At 37.8% G+C, this 24,187-nt stretch carries 21 protein-coding genes and 1 tRNA gene; 21 read left to right on the forward strand and 1 reads right to left on the reverse strand.

The annotated features are described in order from the left end of the window. Positions 1 to 169: 169 nt before the first annotated feature. Positions 170 to 242: transfer RNA gene (locus ACSSV9_RS06440), tRNA-Met, on the reverse strand. 176 nt (positions 243 to 418) lie between these two features. Here ACSSV9_RS06440 and recN point away from each other — a divergent pair. The 21 genes from recN to uppP all read left to right on the forward strand — a co-directional run bounded on the left by recN (position 419) and on the right by uppP (position 24,187). After that, a complete protein-coding gene (gene recN / locus ACSSV9_RS06445) occupies positions 419 to 2,125 on the forward strand; it encodes a DNA repair protein RecN (protein WP_437346425.1) in 1,707 nt (568 codons plus the stop codon). Positions 2,126 to 2,191: 66 nt separating this feature from the next. Beyond that, complete coding sequence (locus ACSSV9_RS06450) at positions 2,192 to 3,259, forward strand: DUF6588 family protein (RefSeq protein WP_437346426.1); 1,068 nt, start codon at positions 2,192 to 2,194, stop codon at positions 3,257 to 3,259. A gap of 13 nt (positions 3,260 to 3,272) precedes the next feature. Next, positions 3,273 to 4,406 carry a radical SAM family heme chaperone HemW gene (gene hemW / locus ACSSV9_RS06455; RefSeq protein ID WP_437346427.1) on the forward strand — a complete coding sequence of 378 codons (1,134 nt, stop codon included), beginning with the start codon at positions 3,273 to 3,275 and terminating at the stop codon, positions 4,404 to 4,406. 84 nt (positions 4,407 to 4,490) lie between these two features. Next, on the forward strand, positions 4,491 to 4,955 hold the full coding sequence (rimP, locus tag ACSSV9_RS06460; RefSeq protein WP_437346428.1) for a ribosome maturation factor RimP: 465 nt from the start codon (positions 4,491 to 4,493) through the stop codon (positions 4,953 to 4,955). Between the two features lie 16 nt (positions 4,956 to 4,971). Then, positions 4,972 to 6,219, forward strand: a complete 1,248-nt coding sequence (gene nusA / locus ACSSV9_RS06465; protein ID WP_437346429.1) for a transcription termination factor NusA — start codon at positions 4,972 to 4,974, stop codon at positions 6,217 to 6,219. 17 nt (positions 6,220 to 6,236) lie between these two features. Further along, positions 6,237 to 8,885, forward strand: coding sequence for a translation initiation factor IF-2 (gene infB / locus ACSSV9_RS06470; protein ID WP_437346430.1), 2,649 nt, complete (start codon positions 6,237 to 6,239; stop codon positions 8,883 to 8,885). A 1-nt stretch (position 8,886) separates the two neighbouring features. Beyond that, positions 8,887 to 9,246 (forward strand): 30S ribosome-binding factor RbfA, encoded by a 360-nt coding sequence (gene rbfA / locus ACSSV9_RS06475; protein WP_437346431.1) that lies wholly within the window; start codon positions 8,887 to 8,889, stop codon positions 9,244 to 9,246. Beyond that, positions 9,218 to 9,940, forward strand: a complete 723-nt coding sequence (gene truB, locus ACSSV9_RS06480) for a tRNA pseudouridine(55) synthase TruB (RefSeq protein ID WP_437346432.1) — start codon at positions 9,218 to 9,220, stop codon at positions 9,938 to 9,940. Before rbfA ends, truB begins: the two co-directional genes overlap by 29 nt. Beyond that, entirely contained in the window at positions 9,927 to 10,892 is a 966-nt protein-coding gene (locus ACSSV9_RS06485) for a bifunctional riboflavin kinase/FAD synthetase (RefSeq protein ID WP_437346433.1), read from the forward strand. The genes truB and ACSSV9_RS06485 overlap by 14 nt, the downstream gene beginning before the upstream one ends. A gap of 92 nt (positions 10,893 to 10,984) precedes the next feature. After that, a complete protein-coding gene (gene rpsO, locus ACSSV9_RS06490; RefSeq protein ID WP_437346434.1) occupies positions 10,985 to 11,254 on the forward strand; it encodes a 30S ribosomal protein S15 in 270 nt (89 codons plus the stop codon). 10 nt (positions 11,255 to 11,264) lie between these two features. After that, entirely contained in the window at positions 11,265 to 13,385 is a 2,121-nt protein-coding gene (pnp, locus tag ACSSV9_RS06495) for a polyribonucleotide nucleotidyltransferase (protein ID WP_437346435.1), read from the forward strand. 54 nt (positions 13,386 to 13,439) lie between these two features. Next, entirely contained in the window at positions 13,440 to 14,507 is a 1,068-nt protein-coding gene (locus ACSSV9_RS06500; RefSeq protein WP_437346436.1) for a tRNA dihydrouridine synthase, read from the forward strand. 21 nt (positions 14,508 to 14,528) lie between these two features. Next, on the forward strand, positions 14,529 to 16,082 hold the full coding sequence (locus ACSSV9_RS06505) for an Rne/Rng family ribonuclease (RefSeq protein ID WP_437346437.1): 1,554 nt from the start codon (positions 14,529 to 14,531) through the stop codon (positions 16,080 to 16,082). A gap of 43 nt (positions 16,083 to 16,125) precedes the next feature. Then, the gene (fsa, locus tag ACSSV9_RS06510) at positions 16,126 to 16,773 is read left to right on the forward strand and encodes a fructose-6-phosphate aldolase (RefSeq protein ID WP_437346438.1); all 648 of its coding nucleotides are present in this window, start codon (positions 16,126 to 16,128) and stop codon (positions 16,771 to 16,773) included. 1 nt (position 16,774) lies between these two features. Beyond that, a complete protein-coding gene (gene gcvT / locus ACSSV9_RS06515; protein WP_437346439.1) occupies positions 16,775 to 17,857 on the forward strand; it encodes a glycine cleavage system aminomethyltransferase GcvT in 1,083 nt (360 codons plus the stop codon). Position 17,858: 1 nt separating this feature from the next. Beyond that, on the forward strand, positions 17,859 to 18,578 hold the full coding sequence (locus tag ACSSV9_RS06520; RefSeq protein WP_437346440.1) for a 2-phosphosulfolactate phosphatase: 720 nt from the start codon (positions 17,859 to 17,861) through the stop codon (positions 18,576 to 18,578). Between the two features lie 23 nt (positions 18,579 to 18,601). Then, entirely contained in the window at positions 18,602 to 21,055 is a 2,454-nt protein-coding gene (locus ACSSV9_RS06525) for an FtsK/SpoIIIE family DNA translocase (protein WP_437346441.1), read from the forward strand. Continuing rightward, the gene (locus tag ACSSV9_RS06530; protein ID WP_437346442.1) at positions 21,055 to 21,630 is read left to right on the forward strand and encodes a LolA family protein; all 576 of its coding nucleotides are present in this window, start codon (positions 21,055 to 21,057) and stop codon (positions 21,628 to 21,630) included. The genes ACSSV9_RS06525 and ACSSV9_RS06530 overlap by 1 nt, the downstream gene beginning before the upstream one ends. After that, positions 21,617 to 22,672 carry a lysylphosphatidylglycerol synthase transmembrane domain-containing protein gene (locus ACSSV9_RS06535; protein ID WP_437346443.1) on the forward strand — a complete coding sequence of 352 codons (1,056 nt, stop codon included), beginning with the start codon at positions 21,617 to 21,619 and terminating at the stop codon, positions 22,670 to 22,672. The genes ACSSV9_RS06530 and ACSSV9_RS06535 overlap by 14 nt, the downstream gene beginning before the upstream one ends. Continuing rightward, positions 22,665 to 23,312: a hypothetical protein gene (locus tag ACSSV9_RS06540; RefSeq protein ID WP_437346444.1), complete on the forward strand. Its 648-nt coding sequence runs from the start codon at positions 22,665 to 22,667 to the stop codon at positions 23,310 to 23,312. The genes ACSSV9_RS06535 and ACSSV9_RS06540 overlap by 8 nt, the downstream gene beginning before the upstream one ends. An 8-nt stretch (positions 23,313 to 23,320) precedes the next feature. After that, a complete protein-coding gene (gene uppP, locus ACSSV9_RS06545) occupies positions 23,321 to 24,187 on the forward strand; it encodes an undecaprenyl-diphosphatase UppP (RefSeq protein WP_437346445.1) in 867 nt (288 codons plus the stop codon).

Genomic DNA, 24,187 nt, shown 5'->3' on the forward strand with positions numbered 1-24,187 from the left:
ACCTTCGTACAAAAAAAATTAAAAAAGAAAAAGCCTCAGTATTTACCGAGGCTTATTTTTGTTTGTAGCGGGGACAGTCCGTTAGCCAACGGATTGAACCTGCAACCTTCGTACAAAAAAAATTAAAAAAGAAAAAGCCTCAGTATTTACCGAGGCTTATTTTTGTTTGTAGCGGGGACAGGACTTGAACCTGCAACCTTCGGGTTATGAGCCCGACGAGCTACCAATTGCTCCACCCCGCGATGTAATCTTAGTATCGCTTCAAATTTTGGGCTTCTAATATAAGGAACTGCCAAATCGTTGTCAACTTCATCGGAAAAAAATAATCATTTTAGTCCTTTATTTCTTTAAAAACCTTGATACTTTTATTTATTGTAATAATTTTGGGTTGAAGTTTTGTTAAACAATAGAACAAGTTATGTTAAAGAGCCTTTACATAAAAGATTATGCACTTATTGAAGAGATTGAAATTGAATTTCACGGCGGTTTAAATATCATCACGGGTGAAACAGGTGCCGGCAAATCGATTCTTATTGATGCAATGGGTCTGCTCTTAGGTGACAGAGCCTCTTCGGAAGTCGTCCGAAAAGGTGCAATTAAATCAATTGTGGAAGGAATATTCGATGTCAAAGGGCATCAAAAAGTAATCAACCTGCTCTCTGAAAATGACATCGAAATTTATGACGATCTGATTGTTCGAAGAGAAATTTCTGTAAAGGGTACGAATAGATGTTTCTTAAATGATTCACCGGTATCGCTATCTCTAATTAAAGATATCGGAAATTACCTTGTCGATTTACACGGACAACACGAGCACCAGTCACTTCTCAGAATTTCAACTCACATTGAGTTGATCGACGAGTTTGCTAACAATGAATCCATGCTAAATAAATACAAACAAAATTTAACTCTACTCAAGAATGAAATTGCTAAATATGAAGAGCTCGTTTCGAAAGAAGATGCACTAAAAGAAAAATATGAACTCTATAGTTTCCAGTTAAAGGAGATAAATGAAGTAGATCCTCAACCGGGTGAAGAGGAAACTCTGGAAAAAGAATTGAATCTACTCGAAAACAGTGAACAATTAATTGAGCTTTCCGAAGAAATTTATCATCTCCTCTATGAAGAGGAAAATTCGGTTCACGACCGTATCAATTACATTAAAAACCGAATTGCTGAATTGACAAAAATTGATTCTTCCGTAAGCGATAAACTAAACGAAATTGAGTCAGCTTCCATTATTATTGCAGAAGTTTCGAACTTCTTTAGAAGCTACAAAGATAAAATTGATATAGATCCTGAACGGCTTGAAAATATACGGCAGCGCCTGAGCGCTTTTAAGTTATTGAAAAAAAAGTACGGCGGTTCTATTCATTCAGTTTTAGAATACAGAGACAAAATTGCAGCTGAAATTGAGACTACAGAAAATTTTTCTACCTGGAAAGAAGAGCTTCTGAAAAAAATTGAATCCCTCAGAAAAGAATGCGGCTTGTTGGCAATTACTTTATCGGAAGCTCGTAAAAAAGTTATTCCAAAGATTAAAAAGGAAATCGAACAAACTCTCAAAAATTTGGGCATTCCGAACAGCAATTTCCAGGTAAGGATCGAAAAAGAAAGGCTTGAAAATAATGATAACTACTTATTAATTGACCAAGAAAGAACTGGCTATAACGAAAGAGGCATCGATAAAATCGAATTTTATATTTCAACCAATTTGGGTGAGGACCCCAAACCCTTAACGAAAGTTGCATCGGGAGGTGAAATTTCTAGGATCATGCTTGCTCTTAAATCGATACTTGCTAAATCTGAACGACTTCCAATTCTAATATTTGATGAAATCGATACGGGCATCAGTGGTTCGGTTGCTCAAAAAGTAGGCTTTGCTCTGAAAGAACTTGCCTCTTCACACCAGATAATTGCCATAACTCACCTGCCCCAGATTGCAGGTCTGGCTGATTATCACTACGCTGTCGAAAAGAAAAAATCAAATGGTAGAATTATCAGTACAATTAGAATACTGAACGACGATGAAAAACTTAGAGAAGTAGCCAAATTAATCAGTGGTGAAGAAATTACCGAAGCTGCGCTTGACGGAGCTAGGGAGCTGATGAAAATTAAAAGTTGATTTGACTCACAGCAGTAAAAAACAAGTTTTGGTTAAATTGAATTATCAATTAAGAGGAGAAAATCAATGCGTCTCAATAAAAAATTTTTCGTATTTGTATGGTCGTTAATTTTGTTGTCGGTCCAGATTAAAGCGCAGTCTCTCTCAGAAACTCTTTCGAATTTATCGTCGACTGTTGGCGAAGCTTATGTGGCGCCTGTAATATCGGCATTCGGTTCTAATTTAAATTCTGGATGGATATCAGATATTCCCGAAGCTAAAATTCTTGGTTTTAGTCTTAATTTAAAAGTGGTGGGAATGGGCTCTTTGTTTTCTGACGATGTAAAACGATTCTCTGCAACTGGTGATTTTTATTTTAATGATGAACAAACAGAACAAATTCTTGCCAATTCTGGGATTGGACCATCTAATCCCGATTATGAAAATTTGAAGCAGGAAATTATGGGTAGAAAGTTCAATGTTAAATTCTCAGGTCCAACAATTGTCGGAAGTAAGGACGAATTCCTGAAAGTTAAATTTGAAGGTGGCAATTTTTACAACGGTCATTATAATCTCAAGCCGTATGAAATTGTCCTCGAAGAAGTAAAAGGATTCCTCGATGAATTACCGGCGTTTCCAACTGCAGCTGTTCAATTGAATGTTGGAACCATACTCGGTACTAATTTATCCGTAAGATATTTGCCTGCTGTTGATATTAAGGATCTAGGTAAATTTACATTCTGGGGATTGGGTGCAGTTCACAATCTAAATGTATTTTTCAACAATCCTTTGCCACTGGATTTATCCGTTGCTGCTTTTTATCAGCAATTGAAAGTAGGCGACATATTTGAAACTAAAGCAACACAGTTTGGAGTTTTTGCCAGTAAAAAATTCGGAATGTTAGTTTCGATTACACCTTTTGCAGGCTTGACGCTCGAATCTTCTAAAACGACGGTAAATTACGACTATCAATCGAATCAAACTGTCAATAGTGTTCCCGTGCCTCCTACAAAAGTTTCGTTCGAACTTGAAGGCGAAAATTCGAGTGCAATGACGGTTGGCTTTAATCTGAGCCTGATTATTTTTGACATTGTTGCCGATTATAAACTTGCTAAAACTAACACGGCAACACTGGGACTGGTAATCGGATTTTAAGAGATAATTTATTGTGGATAAATTAGCAATTTACATTCATATCCCTTTTTGCGACCATAAATGTATTTATTGCGATTTTTATTCAATTACGAATTATAAAAACAAAGAGACTTATTTAAAATGCTTAAAAAAAGAAGTTCTGCATTACGCAAATTTGTATTCTAACGAATACGAAGTTAATTCGATCTATTTCGGCGGGGGAACGCCTTCATTCGTCTCCCCCGAATATATTTCTGCAATACTCGACCAAATCAAAAATTCTTTCCAGATTTTGAACAATGTGGAAATTACGCTTGAAACAAACCCCGGTACAGTCGATTATGAAAAACTCGGTAAATTTCTTGATATCGGTATTAATCGTTTGAGTATTGGTATCCAATCGTTCGATGAAGACGATCTGAAGTTTTTAACCCGTATTCACGATTCCGAAACTGCAAGAGACTGTGTGTTGGCAGCCTCAAAAGCAGGCTTTGAAAATATTAGTATCGATTTGATTTTTAATCTTCCTGGACAGACAAAAGAAAAATGGCTGAAAAATCTGAAGCAGGCCATTGAACTACCGATCAATCATATTTCTGCTTATAGTCTTATTCTGGAAAAAGGAACTATCTTAAATAAAATGGTGCTCGATGGAAAAATAATACTTCAAGATGAGGATTACGACGCCGAACTGTACGAAACCACAATTGATTTTCTCAATTCGAAAGGTTTTCTCCAATACGAAGTATCCAACTTTGCTAAGCCAGGTTACGAATCGAGTCATAATAAGGCTTACTGGCATTATGACGATTATCTTGGTTTCGGAACCTCTTCGCATTCGTTCATAAAAAATAAAAGATGGTGGAATTATGCAAGTCTCGAATTTTATAACCGAGCCGTCAACGAAAAGGGACACGCCGTTGCAGGCAGCGAAGTTTTAACTCCGAGTATGATGCTCGAAGAATTTGTAATGCTGGCGCTCAGAAGTGACGGTATTGACATTGCAGCATTAAAAAATCGTTTCGGTAAGAAATGGCTTGATGATAATCAGCCAATTCTTGATAACCTTAAATCAAACGGCTTGCTGAATATTGAAAACGGATTAATCCGTCTTACGAAAAAAGGTTATCTACTCTGCGACGAGATTCTGTTAAATTTCAGTTACTAATTCAGAATTTGCTTATTGCATTAAATATTCATAGATTTGCGTACTCTCATTCGCCCCTTAGTGGGCGATTTTTATTTGTGTGTTATGGAAAAAGATATATTAAAACAGAAAATTGATAATATTGTCTCTCAAAAAGGTTTTTTCCTAATAGAATTAATATTGCGAGGAGATAAGAAACAAAGGATAATTGAAATCTTTATCGACGGAAAGGAGCCTGTAACTGCTTCCATTTGCGCTGAACTAAGTAGAGCTATTAAAGACAAGATCGAAGAAGAGAAATTGATTGATTCGAATTATCGTTTAGATGTTTCTTCTCCGGGAATTGAGCGTCCCCTTAAATTTCTTGAACAGTTTTATAAGCATATCAACAGAAATTTTGAAGTGCATTTTCAAGCAGGAGACGAAAAACTTAAGATTAATGGTAAGTTAATTCGGATTGACGACGACAAATTGACTTTTGAAGTTAAGTCGAAATCCGCAAAAGAAACTGATGAATACGTAATAAATTTTAAAGATATAAATAAAGCAAAAGTATTAATTAGCTTTTGATTTGGAGGAATATTAAATGAACCCAGAAATAGTCGAATCGTTTGCCCAAATGGTGCGGGAAAAAAGTCTCGATAAAGATGTTCTCGCAGGCATAATGGAAGAAATATTCGGTCTTCTCGTTAAAAAGAAATTCGGTAATGATGCCAGATACGATGTCGTGGTCAATATGGACAAAGGCGATATTGAAATTTTTCTGGAGCGTACAATCGTCGAAAAAGTTGAAAACCCTTCTACTGAAATCAGTATAGACGAAGTTAATGAGCGAGGTAACGAGGAGCAACTCGAAATAGGCGACGACTACGTCGAAAAAATAGAATTGTCCCAGTTCGGAAGGCGACTTATCAATCTTGCTCGTCAGAATCTCAATCAAAAGATCAGAGAAATTGAAAAAGATATTGTTTATAATGAATACAAAGAAATGATCGGTGAAATTGTTGTGGGGGATATTTATCAGGTTAGAAGAAATGACGTGCTTGTTAATCATAACAAGAACGAGTTGATACTTCCGAGGAGTGAACAAATTCCGCGAGAGAAATATAAAAAAGGCGAAACAATTCGCGCCGTTGTTAAAGAGGTCAAAAAGAATCAAAACGGCCCGGTCATTATCATATCTCGAGCTGATAATATGTTCCTGCGACGTTTATTTGAAATAGAGATACCTGAAATTTACGACGGTGTTATCGAAATTAAAGGTATTGCAAGAGAACCCGGCGAAAGAGCTAAAGTTGCCGTCGAATCGCAGGATTCCCGCATCGACGCCGTGGGCGCTTGCGTGGGTATGAAGGGAGTTCGCATTCATGCCATCGTGCGCGAATTGAATAATGAAAATATCGACGTAATAAACTATTCTGACGACCCCGTGGTATTTATTCAAAGATGTCTTGCCCCAGCTAAATTACGTCAGATTGAAATTGATGAGGAAAATAAAAAATGTACTGTAACAGCTGATGCCGACCAGATCTCTTTAATTGTCGGTAGAAACGGTGTTAATATTCGCCTCGCGATGAAACTAACGGGCTACGATATTGAAGTTCTCCGTCAGGAAAAACAACTCGACGAATACGAAGAAGATATTGAACTCCCAGAACTCAGAGAAGAACTCGGCAGCGACATTGTCGATATTCTTATCAGTAATCGCTTTGAAACTGCAGTCGAAGTTCTTAAAGCTGGCGTCGATAAACTAAAAAATATTGAAGGTATCGGCGAGGAAAAAGCAAAAGAGATAATCCAAATTCTCGAAAATCAATTTGAAGAAGAAGAATAAAAAATTTAGGTACTCAAATGCCGGAAGTAAAAAATAAAAAATTAAGGATCTACAAGTTCGCTTCTGAATATAATTTGCCCACAGACCAGATCATTGAATTTCTTCAGAAGAAGGGATACGATGTAAAAAACCATATGTCGATTCTAAGCGATGAAATGGAAAGCGACATACGCGACCATTTCAAAAAAGATATCGAAAAAGCAGAACAACATTATAAAAAGATATCGGAATTCCAGAAAAAACGAGGCGGTGGCGAAGAGCCTAAGGCTGAAGAGAAAACTGAGGCAGCCATAAAAGAAAAACCAAAAGCAGTCGAAGAGCCTACAAAAGAAGATATTCATGAAACAGTTCATATTGAAGAAATTCCGGAACCTCAGGCTAAAGAATCCGCTATTGCAGAAGAAGTGGCACTATCTGAACCAGTTGAAACTATAACTGAAGAAGAAACCCCGGCTGAAGGCGATAAATTTAAAACTCCGGCAGAAAGAGAACTAGAAAACAGAAATAAAGGCTTGAAGATAGTTGGTAAGATTGAACTTGAAAAGGAACAGAAAAAGAAAAAAGAGGAAAAATCAGAAGCCGAAAAACCGATAGAACCTCAGGTGGTTCTCGAAGATAAAAAGCCAAAGTTAGAGGAAGAAAAATCAGAAGAACCTGTTAAAAAGAAGAAGAAGAAAAAATTAAAAGCTAAGGGTAAAGGAAAAGAAGACAAAGTTGAAGAAGCAGTTTCCAAGAAAAAAAGAAAGCTTAAAAAATTCCAGGTAGACAAAAAAGAAGTTGAAGAAGCAATTAAGCGTACACTGATGAGTATGGACGATTCGTCCATTTCTGAACGCGCCTCGCTCAGAAAAAAGAAAAAGAAAGAAAAACAAGAACAACTTGAAAAAATCATAGAGCAAAAACAACAGGAAAAGAAGAAACTTAAAGTTGTTGAATATATCGCCGTTGGCGAACTTGCGAATTTAATGGGTGTTTCTGTTAACGAAGTAATACAAAAGTGTATCAGCCTTGGGCTGATGGTTTCGATTAATCAGCGACTTGATATCGAGACAATCGAATTGATTGCTTCCGATTTCGGATTCGAAGTGGAACTCGAAGAAGAATATTTGAGCGAGTTGGTCGAAGAAGAAGACGAACCAGAAGATTTCTTGAAGCCGCGTCCTCCAGTTGTTACTATAATGGGTCACGTTGATCATGGTAAGACATCGCTGCTCGATTTCATCAGAAGAACTAATGTGGTAGCAGGCGAAGCTGGCGGTATTACGCAACACATCGGTGCTTACAAAGTGGTCCTCGAAGACGGAAAAGAAATTACATTTCTCGATACTCCCGGTCACGAAGCATTTACTGCCATGCGCGCTAGAGGAGCTCAGGTTACCGATATCGTAGTTTTAGTTGTGGCAGCCGACGATGCTGTGATGCCCCAAACAGTTGAAGCAATTAATCATGCTCTGGCGGCTAATGTTTCGATAGTCGTGGCGATAAATAAAATTGATAAACCAAATGCCAATGCTGAAAAAATTAAACAGCAGCTGGCAGAACGAAACATTCTGGTAGAAGATTGGGGCGGTAAATATCAATGCGTGGAAATTTCAGCTAAAACAGGAAAAAACGTCGACTTATTACTCGAAAAAATATTGCTCGAAGCTGAAATGCTCGATTTAAAAGCTAATCCTGACAAACCAGCACGCGGTGCAGTAATCGAATCGCAGCTCGATAAAGGAAGAGGAATCACTGCAACAATCCTTGTTCAAAAAGGTACACTTAAAATAGGCGACCCCTTCATAGCAGGAACGGCTTATGGAAGAGTTCGTGCAATGTTCGACGAAAGAGGGAACAAAGTTAAAGAAGCTCTCCCTTCAACGCCCGTGCTTGTCCTCGGTTTCGAATCGACGCCGCAAGCGGGTGATACTTTCGTCGTGGTTGAATCGGAAAGAGAAGCGCGCGAAATTAGCATTAAAAGAATGCAAATTAAACGCGAACAAGAACACAGACAGGTACGACATATTACGCTTGAAGAAATTGCAAATCAGATATCTTCTGGCGGCTTAAAAGAGTTACCAATAATCGTCAAAGGCGACGTCGATGGTTCTGTGGAAGCCCTTTCGGATGCCCTTATGAAACTGTCGAATAATGAAGTCTCTGTAAGGGTTATTCACAAGGGTGTTGGAGCAATCTCGGAAGGAGATGTCTTATTGGCAGCAGCATCGGGTGCTATTATAATTGGTTTCCATGTGCGTCCGAATAATAATGCACGAAAATTAGCTGAATCCGAAAAAGTCGATATCAGACTCTATAATATCATCTACGATGCAATCAATGCTGTTAAATCAGCACTCGAAGGACTTCTTTCACCGGTTGTTTCTGAGGAATTGGTCGGTACCGCAGAAGTGCGTCAGATATTCAAAGTGCCTAAAGTCGGTACGGTTGCCGGTTGTTATGTGACGGATGGTAAAATTACCCGAAACGGAAAGGTAAGGCTTTACAGGGACGGTATAGTTATTTATGAAGGCCAACTCGAATCCCTCAAGCGTTTCAAAGATGATGTTAGAGAAGTTGAAAAAGGATTCGAGTGCGGTCTCAATATTGCAAACTTCAACGATATAAAAGTAGGCGATGTAATTGAAGTATATAAAATTGTCGAAACAAAGAAAACGTTGAATTGAGATGAGTTCATTCAGGATCGATAAAGTAGCCAGTATGATCAAGGAGGAACTGAGTCTTATCTTTTTACATAAGATTCAGGATCCGAGTCTCAGCTTGATAACCATTACAAGTGTAAAATTGAGTCCCGATCTCAAATTGTCGAAAGTCTATTTGTCAGTATACGAAAAAGAGAAACGAGAGGAAGTTCTTACTAAAGTGAATGAATTGAAAAGCTGGATTCGTACGCAACTGGCAGGTAGAATCAGAGTTCGATTTGTGCCCGAACTCGAGTTCTTTATCGACGATACACTCGATTATGTTGAAAAAATTGAGACGATATTAAAGAAGATTCATGAAAGTGATAACAAGGAAAATGTTTAATGATTATATTCCAGATTTTCTGAACGGGGAGGCTCTTCTTATCGATAAACCGATTCGCAAAACTTCTTTCGATATAGTTCATCGAGTTCGTAAAGCAGTAAATATTAAAAAAGTCGGACACGCCGGTACTCTCGACCCTCTGGCGACAGGCTTGCTGATTATTTGTACCGGCAGATTTACGAAAAAAATTCCCGAGTTTTCGAATTTAAATAAAGTTTATACAGGAATTATATCACTCGGCAAAACAACTCCGTCGTACGACCTCGAAACAGAATTCGACTCAGTCAAAGAGATTTCCGATATTGACGAGACGATTATTTATAAAACTGCCAAAGACTTTATTGGAAAATCTTTTCAACTGCCTCCGATGTACTCGGCAGTAAAAAAAAACGGACGTGCTTTATACAAATATGCGCGTAAAGGCATTGAAGTAGAACGTAAAGAAAGAGAAATAGAAGTTTTCCGGTTTGATATCAAAAAAATCGATATGCCCGATATCCATTTCGAAATTGAAGTTACACCCGGTACATATATTCGCGTAATTGCACACGAGTTTGGACAGAAAATTGGATGCGGAGCTTATCTTAAATCTTTGAGAAGAACAACAATCGGTCCTTATTCGGTCGAGGACGCTTTCGGGATCGAAGAATTTGAAAATTTCGTAACGAATTTAGCAGATAATGAACATATATAAAGAATCATTCTCGTTTGAAAAGGATAGAAAAACCGTAGTTACCGTAGGTAGTTTCGACGGCCTCCATCTGGGGCACTATAAAATATTGTCCCGATTGTTCGATATATCGGAACAGTGCAGTTGTGAATCGGTCCTTTTTACATTTGAACCACATCCGCGTCTTGTTATTTCAAAAGATTACGAAATTAAATTGCTTACAACATTGAATGAGAAAATTGATATTTTGAATAAAACAAAACTCGATAACCTTGTAATCCAGAAATTCAGCCGTGAATTTTCAGAAATGACGTCAGAAGAATTTATATATCAAATTCTTGTAAATCAGTTGAATCTATCGCATATTGTGATTGGACACGACCACAAATTTGGCAGGGATCGAATGGGTGATGCCGAAAAATTGAGACAGCTCGGCAAGCAATACGGCTTTGAAGTAACTGCCGTTGAAGCCGAAAAATGTAATGGCGAAGTTGTAAGCAGCACTAAAATAAGAAATGCCCTTGCCGAAGGAAATATTGATAAGGCTAATTTATTCCTCGGAAGAAATTACTCGTTTGAAGGAATCGTCGTTAAAGGCGCCCAAAGAGGAAGAAGATTGGGGTTCCCTACTGCAAACATTAAGCTCGACAATAACTATAAAGCGCTTCCTGCCAATGGAGTTTATGCGGTCAACGCTTTTCTAAATGGTAATTCTTTGATGGGAATTATGAATATCGGTTTAAGACCGACTTTCAATGAGAAACCAGAAATTACAATTGAAGTTCATTTGATAAACAAAGATTTCAGTAAATACGAAAAAAATATCTATGGAGAAAGACTCAAAGTGGAAGTGATTAAAAGAATAAGAAAAGAAATCAAATTCGACAGTGTGGATATGTTGATCAAACAAATAGAAGACGACAAAAAAACAGCGCTCCAAATATTAAGCAAATTTGAGGATAAATCGATAAATTAAACCTTATAATTTATTTATTTTATTGAAAATAACTAATTAATTCTGGTTGCGACTGGAATTACATTGTAAAACAAATTAAAAGGAGTAACAAAATGTCAATTTCAAACGAAAGGAAGCAGGAGCTAATTAAGAAATATGGTATGAACGAAAAAGACAGTGGCAGAACTGAAGTTCAGATCGCTATCTTAACAGAAAGAATCAATAATCTTACAGCCCACTTCGACCAACATAAAAAGGATCACGCTTCACGCAGAGGTCTAATGCAAATTGTAGGTAAAAGAAGAAGATTGCTCGATTATTTGATGAAAAAAGATATTGAAAGATATCGCGCAATAATTAAAGAGTTAAACATTAGAAAGTAGGAAAACAAAAATGGTTTTTACTAAAGAAGTTCAAATAGGTAAACATAAATTAAAATTTGAAACGGGAAAATTAGCCAAGCAGTCAAACGGCGCAGTAATGGTAAGTTATGGCGATACAATGGTATTGGTTACGGCTGTGGCGGGGGACTTGCGTGACGATGTCGATTTTTTCCCACTGAGTGTTGAATATCGCGAAAAATCGTTCGCTGCAGGTAAAATTCCCGGAGGCTTCATTAAACGCGAAGGCCGCCCAAGCGACAAAGAAATTCTCAGCGCACGATTAATTGATCGTCCGATAAGACCTCTTTTCCCGAAAAATTATTATAACGATACGCAGGTGGCTGCTTTTGTTTATTCATTCGACAATGAAAACGACCCCGATGTAATTGCTGCCTGTGGTGCCTCGGCTGCATTAGTCATTTCAGATATCCCTTTCCTTGAGCCTATTGGAGAGGTTAGAGTCGGCAGGATTAATGGTCAGTTCGTAATCAATCCATCCCTTCAGGAGATAGAAGAGAGCGATATCGAACTCGTGGTAGCTGGAACAGAATCGTCGATTATGATGGTTGAAGGCGAAGCAAAAGAAGTAAGCGAAGAAGATATGCTCAATGCATTGAAATTCGCTCATCAGGAAATCAAAAAGATTGTGGCAGTTCAAAATGAGCTACGTGAACTCTGTGGCAAACCCAAAATGGAAGTGCCTGAAGTTGAACTGGATCAAAATCTTGTAGACGAAGTCAATCGTCTGGCATACGATAATATGAAAACAATTGTGGCGTCTGTTCTTACGAAAGAAGAGCGCTCGCAAAAGAATAAAGAACTTGCAGAAGAAGTTATTAAACAACTCAGCGAAAAATTCCCCGAGCAGGAGAAAGCAATTAAAACAATCCTGCACGATATGGAAAAAGAATTGATGCGTCAGAGGATCCTTCAGGAAGGATTACGCCTCGATGGCAGGAAAACTACTGAAATTCGTCCAATTTCGATTGAAGTTGGGCTGCTGCCACGTCCACACGGTTCGGCACTTTTTACACGCGGCGAAACACAAAGTCTAACGACATTAACGCTCGGTACCAAACAAGACGAGCAAATAATTGATGGACTAATGACAGAATTCAGAAAGCGTTTTATACTACACTATAATTTCCCTCCCTTCAGCGTAGGTGAAGTTGGCAAGTATTCTGGAGTTGGCAGACGTGAAATTGGTCATGGTAATCTTGCAGAAAGAGCTCTGAAAAATCTAATTCCACCGGAAGACCAATTTCCATATATGATTAGACTTAATTCCGACATACTGGAATCGAACGGATCGTCTTCAATGGCTACGGTTTGTGCCGGTTCATTAGCTTTGATGGACGGAGGTGTGCCGATTAAAAAAGCAGTAGCCGGCATTGCTATGGGATTGATTAAAGAAGGTGACAGGTATGCAATTCTTTCAGATATTTTAGGCAACGAGGATCATCTGGGTGATATGGACTTCAAAGTGGCTGGAACAAAAGACGGCATCACAGCATTCCAGATGGATATTAAAATTCAGGGTATTTCGTATGAAATAATGGAAAAAGCTCTTGCTCAGGCAAAGGAAGGAAGAATCTATATCCTGGAGAAGATGAACGAAGTTATTGCAGAACCCCGTAGTACCATTTCCCCGTATGCACCTACACTTTTGACGACAAAGATACCGACCGACAAAATCGGCTCGGTTATTGGACCCGGAGGAAAAGTTATTCAGAAAATACAAAAGGACTATAATGTGGAAATTGCCATCGAAGAAGATGGAACTGTCAATATTTCGGGAAATGATTCAAAACTGGCTAAAGAAGCGCGTGAATATATAAAATGGCTCACGGCAGACCCAGAAGTTGGTAAGAATTATAACGGAAAAGTAGTTCGACTTGCCGACTTTGGTGCTTTCGTCGAAATATTGCCTGGTGTACAGGGATTATTGCATATATCTCAAATTGACAATAAGAGGATCGACAAAGTAAGTGACGTTCTAAAAGAAGGAGATATTGTTAGAGTAAAACTGCTGAGTATTGAAGGAAATAAATATTCTCTTTCGAGAAAAGCATTGTTAAAAGAAAAAGATGAAGAGGAAACTACAGACACTTCGGGATCCTCCGAAAAGTAATATTACGCCGGTGATAAACCGGCGTCGTTTTTTTAAATAAATATGAGTGATTAAATGGAAATCGGTAATCTCGATCTGGGAAATCGACTTTTTTTGGCTCCAATGGCAGAGATTACCGACTCACCGTTCAGAAGAATAGCCAGAAAACACGGCGCGGGAATTGTATTTACGCAGATGGTCAGTGCACTGGGTGTTGTCGAAGGCGACTTCAATACTCTGAGATATCTGGCATTTGACAGGGCAGAAAAACCAATTGGTGTTCAAATTCTGGGCAACGATCCTTCAATTGTTGGCGAGGCGGTCAAAGAAATTGTCCGTTATAAACCCGATATTATTGACCTCAACTGTGGTTGTCCTGTCGATAAAGTCACTTCGTGCAATATGGGTGCGCAACTTTTGAAAGATCCAAAAAGAATCGGTAAACTAATCGATTCGATGACTAAAAATTCGAACGGCATACCTGTTTCGGTTAAAATCCGACTCGGTTATGACGACAGGAATATCGATATCCTCGATATTGTTAGGGCAGTCGAAAACAACGGTGCTTCTTATATTACCGTTCATGCAAGAACGAAAAAACAAAGATACGACTCGGAAGTTGATTGGGGATGGATTCGAAAAATTAGAGAATCCACAAACTTGAAAGTAATAGGAAATGGATCTTTGTTCAGTCCAAATGACATAAAAAAAATGATGGAAATTACCGGTTGTTATTCGGCAATGATAGCCCGTGGTGCTCTCGGAAATCCATTTATTTTTGAGAGATATAACAAACTCTCTTCAGAAGGATTTGACCCTGGACATCCGGACATTACAACAGCTGTCAGCGTTTTGAAGGAACATTTAAAATTACTCGAAAATGAGTACGGTCCAGTAAATGCCCTTGACAAAGGGAAGAGGCAAATCCTTTGGTACTTCAGATTTTATCCAGAGCTGGAATTAATTCTCAAAAAAGTATTTAGCGTTTTAATTTATGATGAACTATACGAGGTGGTAGACCAGCACGCAGAGCACATTAAAAAAACGGGCGTAGATAGCTTTATTAATAGTGAAATCGATCATCGATTCAGAAAAAAAGTTTTGTACTGGCTCGAAACAGATGAATTCGAAGCTTTATTGTAACAACTAACAGAGTTTTTATAGATGAAAAAAGAAATTATTATCAGTAGCTCGACCACTCAAAATAGGGTGGCAATTACAGAAGACGGAAACCTTGTCGATTTTTTTGTCGATCATCCTGAAAAACAAAGAATGGTTGGCAATATCTATCTCGGTAAGGTAGCCAGAGTTTTACCCGGAATTCGCGCGGCTTTTATTGATATCGGATTAAAACACGATGCCTTTCTTCATTTTTCGGATATAGGAGAAAGGACAGAGGCTCTTCAAGGAATATTCGAAGACGACGACGAATTGGATGCCGACGAGAATGATAACGGCGAAGAAATTCAAAAACCTGAAAAGAAAGAAAAAACTTTCGTTCGCCTTCATAAAGGTCAGGAAATTTTAGTTCAGATATTGAAAGAACCTGTCAAAGATAAAGGCGTAAGAGTAACATCGTCGATTTCCATACCAGGTAGATTTTGCGTCCTTTTGCCAATGGACGATAAAATTGGCGTCTCTAAAAAAATTACAGATATCAAGGAAAGAAAACGGCTCCGTAGAATTGCACGTGAAATTCTTCCCGACAACTGCGGACTGATCATAAGAACCGCAGCAAAAGATCAGGACGAAGAAGCACTTTCGGCCGACCTGAAATATCTTGTAAAAATATGGAAAGATATCGAGGAAGAAGCAAAAAAACAGAAACCTCCAGCACTACTATATAAAGATTTGAGTACTACAATAAGCGTCATACGCGATCTATTTACCGCTGACGTTTCAAAAGTGTTTGTCGATTCGAAAAAACTATGGAAGGAAATTCGAAATTATGTCCAGTTTGTACAACCCTCGTTGGTTGATAGAATAGAATACTACAAAGGTGAGGAGCCAATATTTTCAACATTCAAAATCGACGAGCAGATAAAACTGCTGATGGGACGCCGTATTCCGCTGCCCAGCGGAGGGCATATCGTAATTGAGCATACTGAAGCAATGACAGTTATCGACGTAAACAGCGGCAGATATGCTGCTAAAAAAGAACAGGAACTCAATTCATTAAAAACTGACCTCGAAGCTGCCAGAGAAATTGTACGTCAGCTTAGACTGCGCGATATCGGAGGACTGATTGTCGTCGATTTTATTGACCTTGAAGATGAAAAAAACAGAAAGAAAATTTACGACGAACTTAAGAAAGAATTCCGCAAAGACCGGGCTAAAACAGCATTGTTACCAATGACTGAATTTGGTTTGGTGCAAATTACCCGCCAGCGCGTGCGCGAAAATATTGTTCAGTCGATGACCGAACCGTGTCCTTATTGTAATGGAACAGGATTATTGACTAAAACTTCGAGCGTTATTCATGAGATCGAAAAATGGTTGCAACGTTATCGACTCGAAGGAAAGAATAAATCTTTAGTTCTTCACGTTCACCCAATAACAGCAGAAAAAATGCGGGAAGGCTTCATTTCGCCTTTGACAAAAATTCAACTAAAATATTTTATCAGGCTTAAGATCAAAGAAGACGAAAAGATGAATCCTCAGATGTTCAAAATTTATTCTAAAAAAACGGGTGAGGATTTAACCGAAGAATTTGCTTAATTTTACGTCAGTAAAATTTTTCATTAAAAAATGAGAGGATGCAATGAAGTTTTTTATCGACTCTGCTAATATCGATCATATAAAGGAGGCCGCTTCCTACGGCTTGCTCGACGGCGTTACAACCAATCCATCGCTTGTTGCTAAAGAAGGAAGGGACTTTATCGAATTGCTAAATGAAATTGTCCAGATTGTAGATGGTCCTATCAGTGCCGAAGTGGTTTCTACAGACTATGAGGGAATTCTTAAAGAAGCTCGACAACTGGCAAAGATACATCATAATATCGTGGTTAAAGTTCCTCTTATCAAAGAAGGAATTAAAGCAGTTAAAACACTTTCCGAAGAAGGAATTAAAACAAATGTGACGCTTTGCTTTTCCCCCACGCAAGCACTTCTTGCTGCAAAAGCCGGCGCTACGTACATAAGCCCTTTTGTAGGAAGACTCGACGATATCAGTCATGTCGGTATGGATTTAATTGAACAGATAATTCAGATCTACAGAAATTATAATTTCAAAACACAGGTGCTGGTTGCGAGTATTCGTCATCCACTCCATGTAGTCGAAGCTGCTATGATGGGTGCAGACGTGGCTACGATGCCTTTCGATGTAATCGAAAAATTATTTAAACATCCTCTGACAGATATTGGTCTTGAAAAATTCTTAAATGACTGGAAAAAGCTAGAGAATAAATAACATGAAATCCACAAAATTCTATTCGATTCATCAAAAACTAAACGCTAAAATTGTCGATTTTGCCGGCTTTAAGATGCCTATTCAATATTCGTCAATTATTGAAGAACATAAAGCTGTAAGAAGCAATGTCGGTGTTTTTGACGTTTCTCATATGGGGGAGATTATAATTAAAGGCGATAATGCGCTTGATTTCGTTCAATTTGTTACAACTAACGACGCATCAGTTCTTACAAACGGACGTGTTCAGTATTCGTTAATGTGTTATGAAGATGGCGGTATAGTTGACGATCTGCTGGTTTATCGTATTAATCAAAATGAATACATGTTTGTGGTTAATGCTGCAAATAAAGATAAAGATTACGATTGGCTATTGAGAAATAATAAATACGATGTCGAAATTATAGATGAAAGCGATGAATACTCGCTAATGGCTGTACAAGGACCAAATTCAAAAACGGTGCTTCAGAAAATTTGTGATCGCGAACTGAATCTCGAATATTATCACTTTTTCAATGCAAAGATTGCTGGAATTGATACTCTAATATCGAGGACTGGATACACAGGCGAACTTGGATATGAAATCTATTTCAAAGGCGACGAAGAAGTAGCATTAAAAATTTGGGATTCAATTTTCGAAGCCGGCAGTGAATTCAATATCAAACCTGTGGGATTGGGTGCGAGAGATACACTGCGTCTTGAAATGGGATATTGTCTTTATGGCAATGATATTGACAGAACCACAAACCCACTTGAAGCGAGTCTTGGATGGGTAGTCAAATTAAAGAAGAATAATTTCATTGGTAGAGAAGCACTTCTTCAAATCAAAGAAAACGGTTTAAAAAGGAAACTGACGCCCATAGTCTCCCAGGAAAAAGCATTTCCACGTCACGGTTATGAAATTACAGCCAATGGAAATATTATCGGTAAAGTAACAAGTGGTACTGTCAGCCCGATAATCGAAAAAGCTATTGCGCTCGGATATGTTGACATCAACTACGCTACTGAAGGTACAAGAGTTAATTTTCTTATAAGAGGTAAAGAAGTACCAGCTATTGTAACTAAATTACCATTTATCAAAAACTGATATGAAAATTAATGTACTTTTTTCGAACTTGTTTTTAGATGAACTCTATTTTACCGGTAAAACAGTTGTGGTCATCGACGTGCTGCGGGCAACCACTGTAATTACAACTGCCCTGGCAAATGGAGCACGAGAAATTATTCCAGTAAGTACACTCGATTTTGCAATGAAAATCTCGGGTGACGCTTTTAGAAGCCAAACACTTCTTTGTGGTGAAAGAAATACCAAAATGGTGGAAGGCTTTAACCTGGGAAATTCGCCGCTTGAATACCGTCCCGAAGTAGTTGCTGGAAAGTCAATTATTTTTTATACTACGAATGGAAGCAAAACTATTGTAAAAGCTAAATTCAGTAAAAACCTGTTTGCATGTTCTTTTAATAATTTGCCTGCAATCGCACGTCATATGCTCCAGCTTAATGAAGATTTCGAAATAGTTTGTGCCGGAACTAACGGGATGTTTAATCTGGAAGATGCGGTTTGCGCCGGCGTCTTAATTAATGAACTTAAAAAACTAACAGAAAATCTCGAACTCTCGGATTCAGCAAGTGCAAGTTTGATTATAAGTAATAGCAATACCAAAAATCTTTTCAATTTCCTTTGTAACACTGAACACGGCAGGCTATTAATAGAAAATGGATTTGAAGACGATATTCTCGAATGTGCAAAAATTGGTTCTACCGATATTATTCCATACTATGTTTCTGGAACGATGAAAAGACTATGAAAACTCCGATAGCTAATTGAAAGATGAGTAAAAAGAAAACAAAAAAAAACAATAACGCCGAGAGAGAATATTTTATTATTACTCCCAGAAAAAAGAAAAAGCTACTGGGGCTAACCCTGATCGTATTTTCACTTTTTTTATTTTTAAGTATTCTGTCATACTCAAGAGCAGACGAAGCTGCTTTTTCATATACCTTCAAAGATCTTTATGAATTGTTAAGCCCAAGCGCAGAGCTAAGCAAGAATATTGCCAATGCTCATAACTGGCTGGGCATTATTGGTGCCTATCTCGCTTATTTCTTTATCCATTCTACTATCGGATATTTCTCGCTGATATTTCCAGTCGTAATTTTCCTCTGGGGCTATACTATCCTGAGTGGAGTAGAAGTTAAACTTTCGATCTATATTACAAATTTTCTTATCGCTACCGGTTTGATTCTTTCAACATTTTTCGGAGTGTTACAATCAGCACCTGAAATTGGTTTATTGCCCGACGTTTACGAACTATCGGGCAATATCGGAAAATTCCTCGGGATGGTTTTGAGCAGACTCATGGGAGGACTCGGAAGCATCATATTTTTATTTACGCTTTTGATTGCTACGCTAATAATTTCATTCGACATAAAACTAAGTACTTTATATAATAAATTGCTCCCGTATTTTGAAGATACAAAGGCTAATCGAGAAAACGATGTGGAAGTTAAAATAAATAAAGAAGTGGATACCAGCGATTCTAAAGAGAGTCCTCTGAAAAAATTATTACGAAAAAAAGAGAAAGAGCCTGAAGAAAAGCATCCTGAAGCAGATGATGAAGGTGTAACTGAAACCCGTATTAAAATTTTAAATAAAGAAAATCTTCCTATCGAAAGTGAATCTGATCAAAAAGCAGAATTGGTCGAGAAGAAAAAATCAAAAGAAGTTAAAGAGATTGAGTCGGAAGAAGCTCCGGATTTTAGTGATGAAGCCGATTTACCTGACCAGTGGGAAGAAAAAATTAATTATATTCCTCCTACACTCGAATTGCTAAAGAAACCGGAAGAAGAAGAGATAAAAGTTCACGAAAGCGAACTTAAACGTAATGCTCAACTTCTGAAAGATAAGCTGGCTCTTTTCGATATTCAAATTGAAGATATTACTGTAACTCCCGGACCTGTGGTTACGCTTTACGAAATTGTTCCCGCTCCTGGAGTTAAGATCAGCAGAATAGTTAGTCTCGAACACGATATTGCACTTGCATTGGCTGCGAGAGGAATTCGAATAATTGCTCCAATTCCAGGAAAGAGTGCTATCGGTGTTGAAATCCCGAATGCCGAAGCTTCGATAGTAAGAGCTTATTCGGTGCTCAGCAAACTAAACAACTCTAAAGCAGAATTGCCATTGGCATTGGGTAAAACTATTTCTGGCGACGTCTTCATATCAGACCTGGCAGCAATGCCTCACCTCCTCATTGCAGGTTCAACTGGTTCTGGAAAGAGCGTCGGCATTAATATGATTATTAATAGTCTTCTTTATTCAAAGCATCCTTCTGATATTAAATTTGTAATTATTGATCCGAAGAAGATAGAACTTTCATTCTACAAAAAATTATCGAAACATTTTCTTGCCGTATCGCCGGATCTAAATGAAGAAATAATTACGAATCCTTCCAATGCATTGCTCGCCTTGAAAGCGGTTGAATTTGAAATGGAAAAAAGATACGACAAACTTGCCAAAGCCGGTGTACGCAACATAATGGACTACAATAAAAAAGTATTGAATCCCCGGACCAAACCTAAAGATACCGAAGAAATGAAGCATCATAAACTTCCCTACATAATTGTCATTATCGATGAGTTAGCCGATCTTATGATAACATCTGGGAAAGAAGTTGAGGAGCCGATTGCGAGACTGGCACAGCTGGCACGGGCGGTGGGAATTCATCTCATCCTCGCGACACAAAGACCTTCAGTTAATGTTATTACCGGCGTAATCAAAGCTAATTTCAGCTCACGTATTGCGTATCAGGTGGCTTCAAAAATCGACTCACGAACAATTCTGGATATGAACGGTGCCGAACAATTATTGGGAAGAGGCGACATGCTCTTTTTGCCGACGGGTATGCCAAAACCAATAAGAATTCAAAATGCTTTCATATCGACAGAGGAAGTCGAAAAAGTAGTTAATCATATCTATATGCAGAAGGGCTATTCGAAAAGATACTTGTTGCCCTCGTTGCAGGAAAAACAAAAATCTGAAATGTACGACTCACTTTCTGATCTCGATCCGATGTTTGAAGAAGCGGCACGTGTAGTTGTGCGACATCAGCAGGGTTCAGTGTCGTTACTGCAAAGAAGATTAAAATTAGGCTACTCTCGCGCCGCCAGAATTATCGACCAGCTGGAACAAGTTGGCATTGTCGGTCCATCTGAAGGAAGTAAAGCCCGTGAGGTTATTGTCGAAAGTGAAGAACAACTTGAAACTATTCTAAGGTCACTCTAATGCTGCGCTCCGTTTTATTGCTCATACTTGTTTCGTTATTCGTTCAATCCGACCCCTTGTTAAAAAAATTACAGGAAAAATTTGATTCAATTGATAGTTTTACTGCGAACTTTCAATTTAGCTCACCTACCACTAATATTAACGGGAAAATTTACTACAAGAAACACAATAAATTTGTTATCGATTCAGACACACGTAAAATTATTTCAGATGCCAGATCACTCTGGAATTACGATATTAAAGGCAAAAGAGTAATTATCAGCGACATAAAAAGTGAGCCGTCGTCTTTTTCAATTGAAAAATATTTATTCGATTTGCCACAGAATTGTAAAGTGAGTAGCTTCAAAGATAAGTCGGGCAAAAGTTATCTCGTTTTAATACCAAAAATTGAAGAAGATTTCAAGAAAATTACAATCGAAACTTCGAATGATTTTTTTAAAAAAATCGAACTAACCGACATCAATGGAGAGACTCATATTATCGAGTTTAATAATATAAAGACCGACGTCAATATAAAAGAAGAAATCTTTACATTTGTGCCTCCAAAAGGGATACGGATTATTGATCTTCGATAAAAAAAATAGCAAATACAGCGGTTACGTAATATCTGCCGTTTTAACGGTTGCATTTCTCTATTTTGCATTTCGGGGAATCGATCTTCGGAAAGCATTTGGTTTAATAGCGGATACATCTTATTTCTGGCTTGCCATTTATATTTTGATTTTTGTGTTGTCTCATTATGTTCGGGCATTGAGATGGAAAATTATGATTCAACCCATAAAACATAATGCTTCTTCATTGAATATTTTTGGTGCTGTTATGGTGGGGTACGGAGTTAATTGCGTTTTGCCGCGATTGGGTGAACTCTATAGAGGATTATTCCTCGGGAAGTGGGAAAAAATATCGCGTAGTACGATGCTTGGATCTATTGTCGTCGAACGCGTTATCGATATTGCCGCATTTGGCATTGCTTCAATATTGAGTGTCTATTTTTATTCCGGCGATTTGTATACAAAAATACCTTGGCTAAGGCCGGCACTCAGTATCGGTTTCGTTTTTATTGTTGTTGCAGTATTACTGCTCTATGCACTTGTTAAATTCCAGTCTAGTTTTTCCGACAAATTATTCAAATTTCTCGACAGGATGAGCCCTGAATTTAAGCATAAAATCGACGAAGGCTTCCAGACGCTTATTGAAGGTTTTGCTACAATCAAAGGTAAAAAAAACATTATAAAAATAATCGGTTTTACTGTATTGATGTTTTATCTCTATGCTCTCAATACTCTGGTTGGTTTCTATATGCTGGGAATGGAATCCTACAGTATTGTCGATTTTAAAATGGCCTGGGTGTTTATGGCAATAAGCGCTTTCGGTACCTTGGTACCCACGCCTGGTGGCACTGGCTCTTACCACATGGTTTCCATTTTCGTTCTAACACAATTGTATAATTTCGATTTTGAAATAAGTGCTGCTTATGCTATTCTTACCCACTTTATACAGTACGTTGTGTTTATAGGCGGAACGGCTTTAATATTATTCTTGATAAATCAATTAAGAAAGCAAAGAGGGGAACCTAAAGAAAATTTTGTATCAGTTTTCAAAAGCAATCATGAATAAGTATAATCTGTTTTTAATTTTTATGATAGTTTCTGCAATTACTCTCAATGCACAATGGGATTTAGGCATTTCGATGGGAGTGGATTTTAAATCGGCTCCGGATTACAGAGACTACGTCAATGCAGTTTATGGCCCTTACGGGAAAAAATTATCCACATTTTCTTCCGCTGCTAACTTTTCAATTGAATTGGATTACGCTGGCTTGAAAGATTTTCAACCCGGGATTGAATACAGTTTGTTAATCGATTCATATACCGTCACACTGCTTGGTGGTGCAAACGAGCTATCGTACATGATACATCGCCCTTCCTTGCTGGGTTTTTATAAAATTGAAGGAGAGGGTTATAAATTTAAATTTGGTTTAGGGGGAGGAGTAAGATTCATAGAATTTACAGAAAAAATTATTACAGAAACCAGATATAATTCAAGCGGGTACGGTATCATAATTAAAACCGAAGGCGTTACAAAAATCGATAGAAATTTTTACGTATCCGTTGGTATCGACTTGAGATACGATTCATTTAATGAATTGTACAACGAGGAACTTGATAAAAAAATTATCAACTTTGCTACTGGCGATGCTGTGAATTTAAATTCTATTTCCGGAGGAATTAAATTGGGTATAGTTTATTCATTTTAAGGAGTTTTATGAACATTATAGAATCGATTTTATTGGGAATAATTCAAGGCTTATCCGAGTATTTGCCAATAAGCAGTACCGGACATTTAACTGTTGCTGGCAAATTAATGAATCTCATTTCGCTGGAAAATCCCGAGCGCTGGACTGCTTTTATTGCAGTAATTCAACTGGGCACTTTGCTGGCAGTTCTGGTTTATTTTTATAATGATATTAAGTTGATTGCCGTTGATTTTACGAAAGAAAATATTGCTGCATTCTTTAATAAAAAATCGAAAGTTAATTTAACTACTCAATCTCAAAATTCTCTGATGGGTTGGTACCTTATCCTGGCTACTGTTCCCGTTGCAGTTGTCGGATTATTATTCAAAGATTTTATTGAAGGAGTCTTTACAAAGAATCTTTATGTTATCGCTACTAACCTTATTGTGCTGGCAGTTATCCTTTTCATAGCTGATAAAACTGGTAAATACAAACGAGGTATGAAAGATTTAAAATGGTACGATGCGTTGATAATTGGATTGGCTCAGACAATTGCATTAATACCAGGTTCTTCGCGATCGGGCACTACAATAACTGCCGGACTTTTTCTTGGATTGGAAAGAGAAACAGCAGCTCGATTCTCATTCTTAATGAGCATCCCGGCTGTTTTAGCTAGTGGTCTTTATGAATTATATTCAGCGCTTGAGTACATCGATATGCGACAAATAATTAACATGGGTGTGGCAACTCTTTCCTCTGCAGTCGTGGGATATCTTTCAATCGAATTTTTGCTCCGCTATCTTAAAAAGAAAACCACACTCTTGTTTGTAGTCTATCGTATCTGCGCTGGAATAATAATTTTATTGTTATTGCAGCTTCAACTTATTAACGGGTGA

The sequence above is a fragment of the Melioribacter sulfuriphilus genome (assembly GCF_051488685.1).
Lineage (GTDB): Bacteria > Bacteroidota > Ignavibacteria > Ignavibacteriales > Melioribacteraceae > Melioribacter.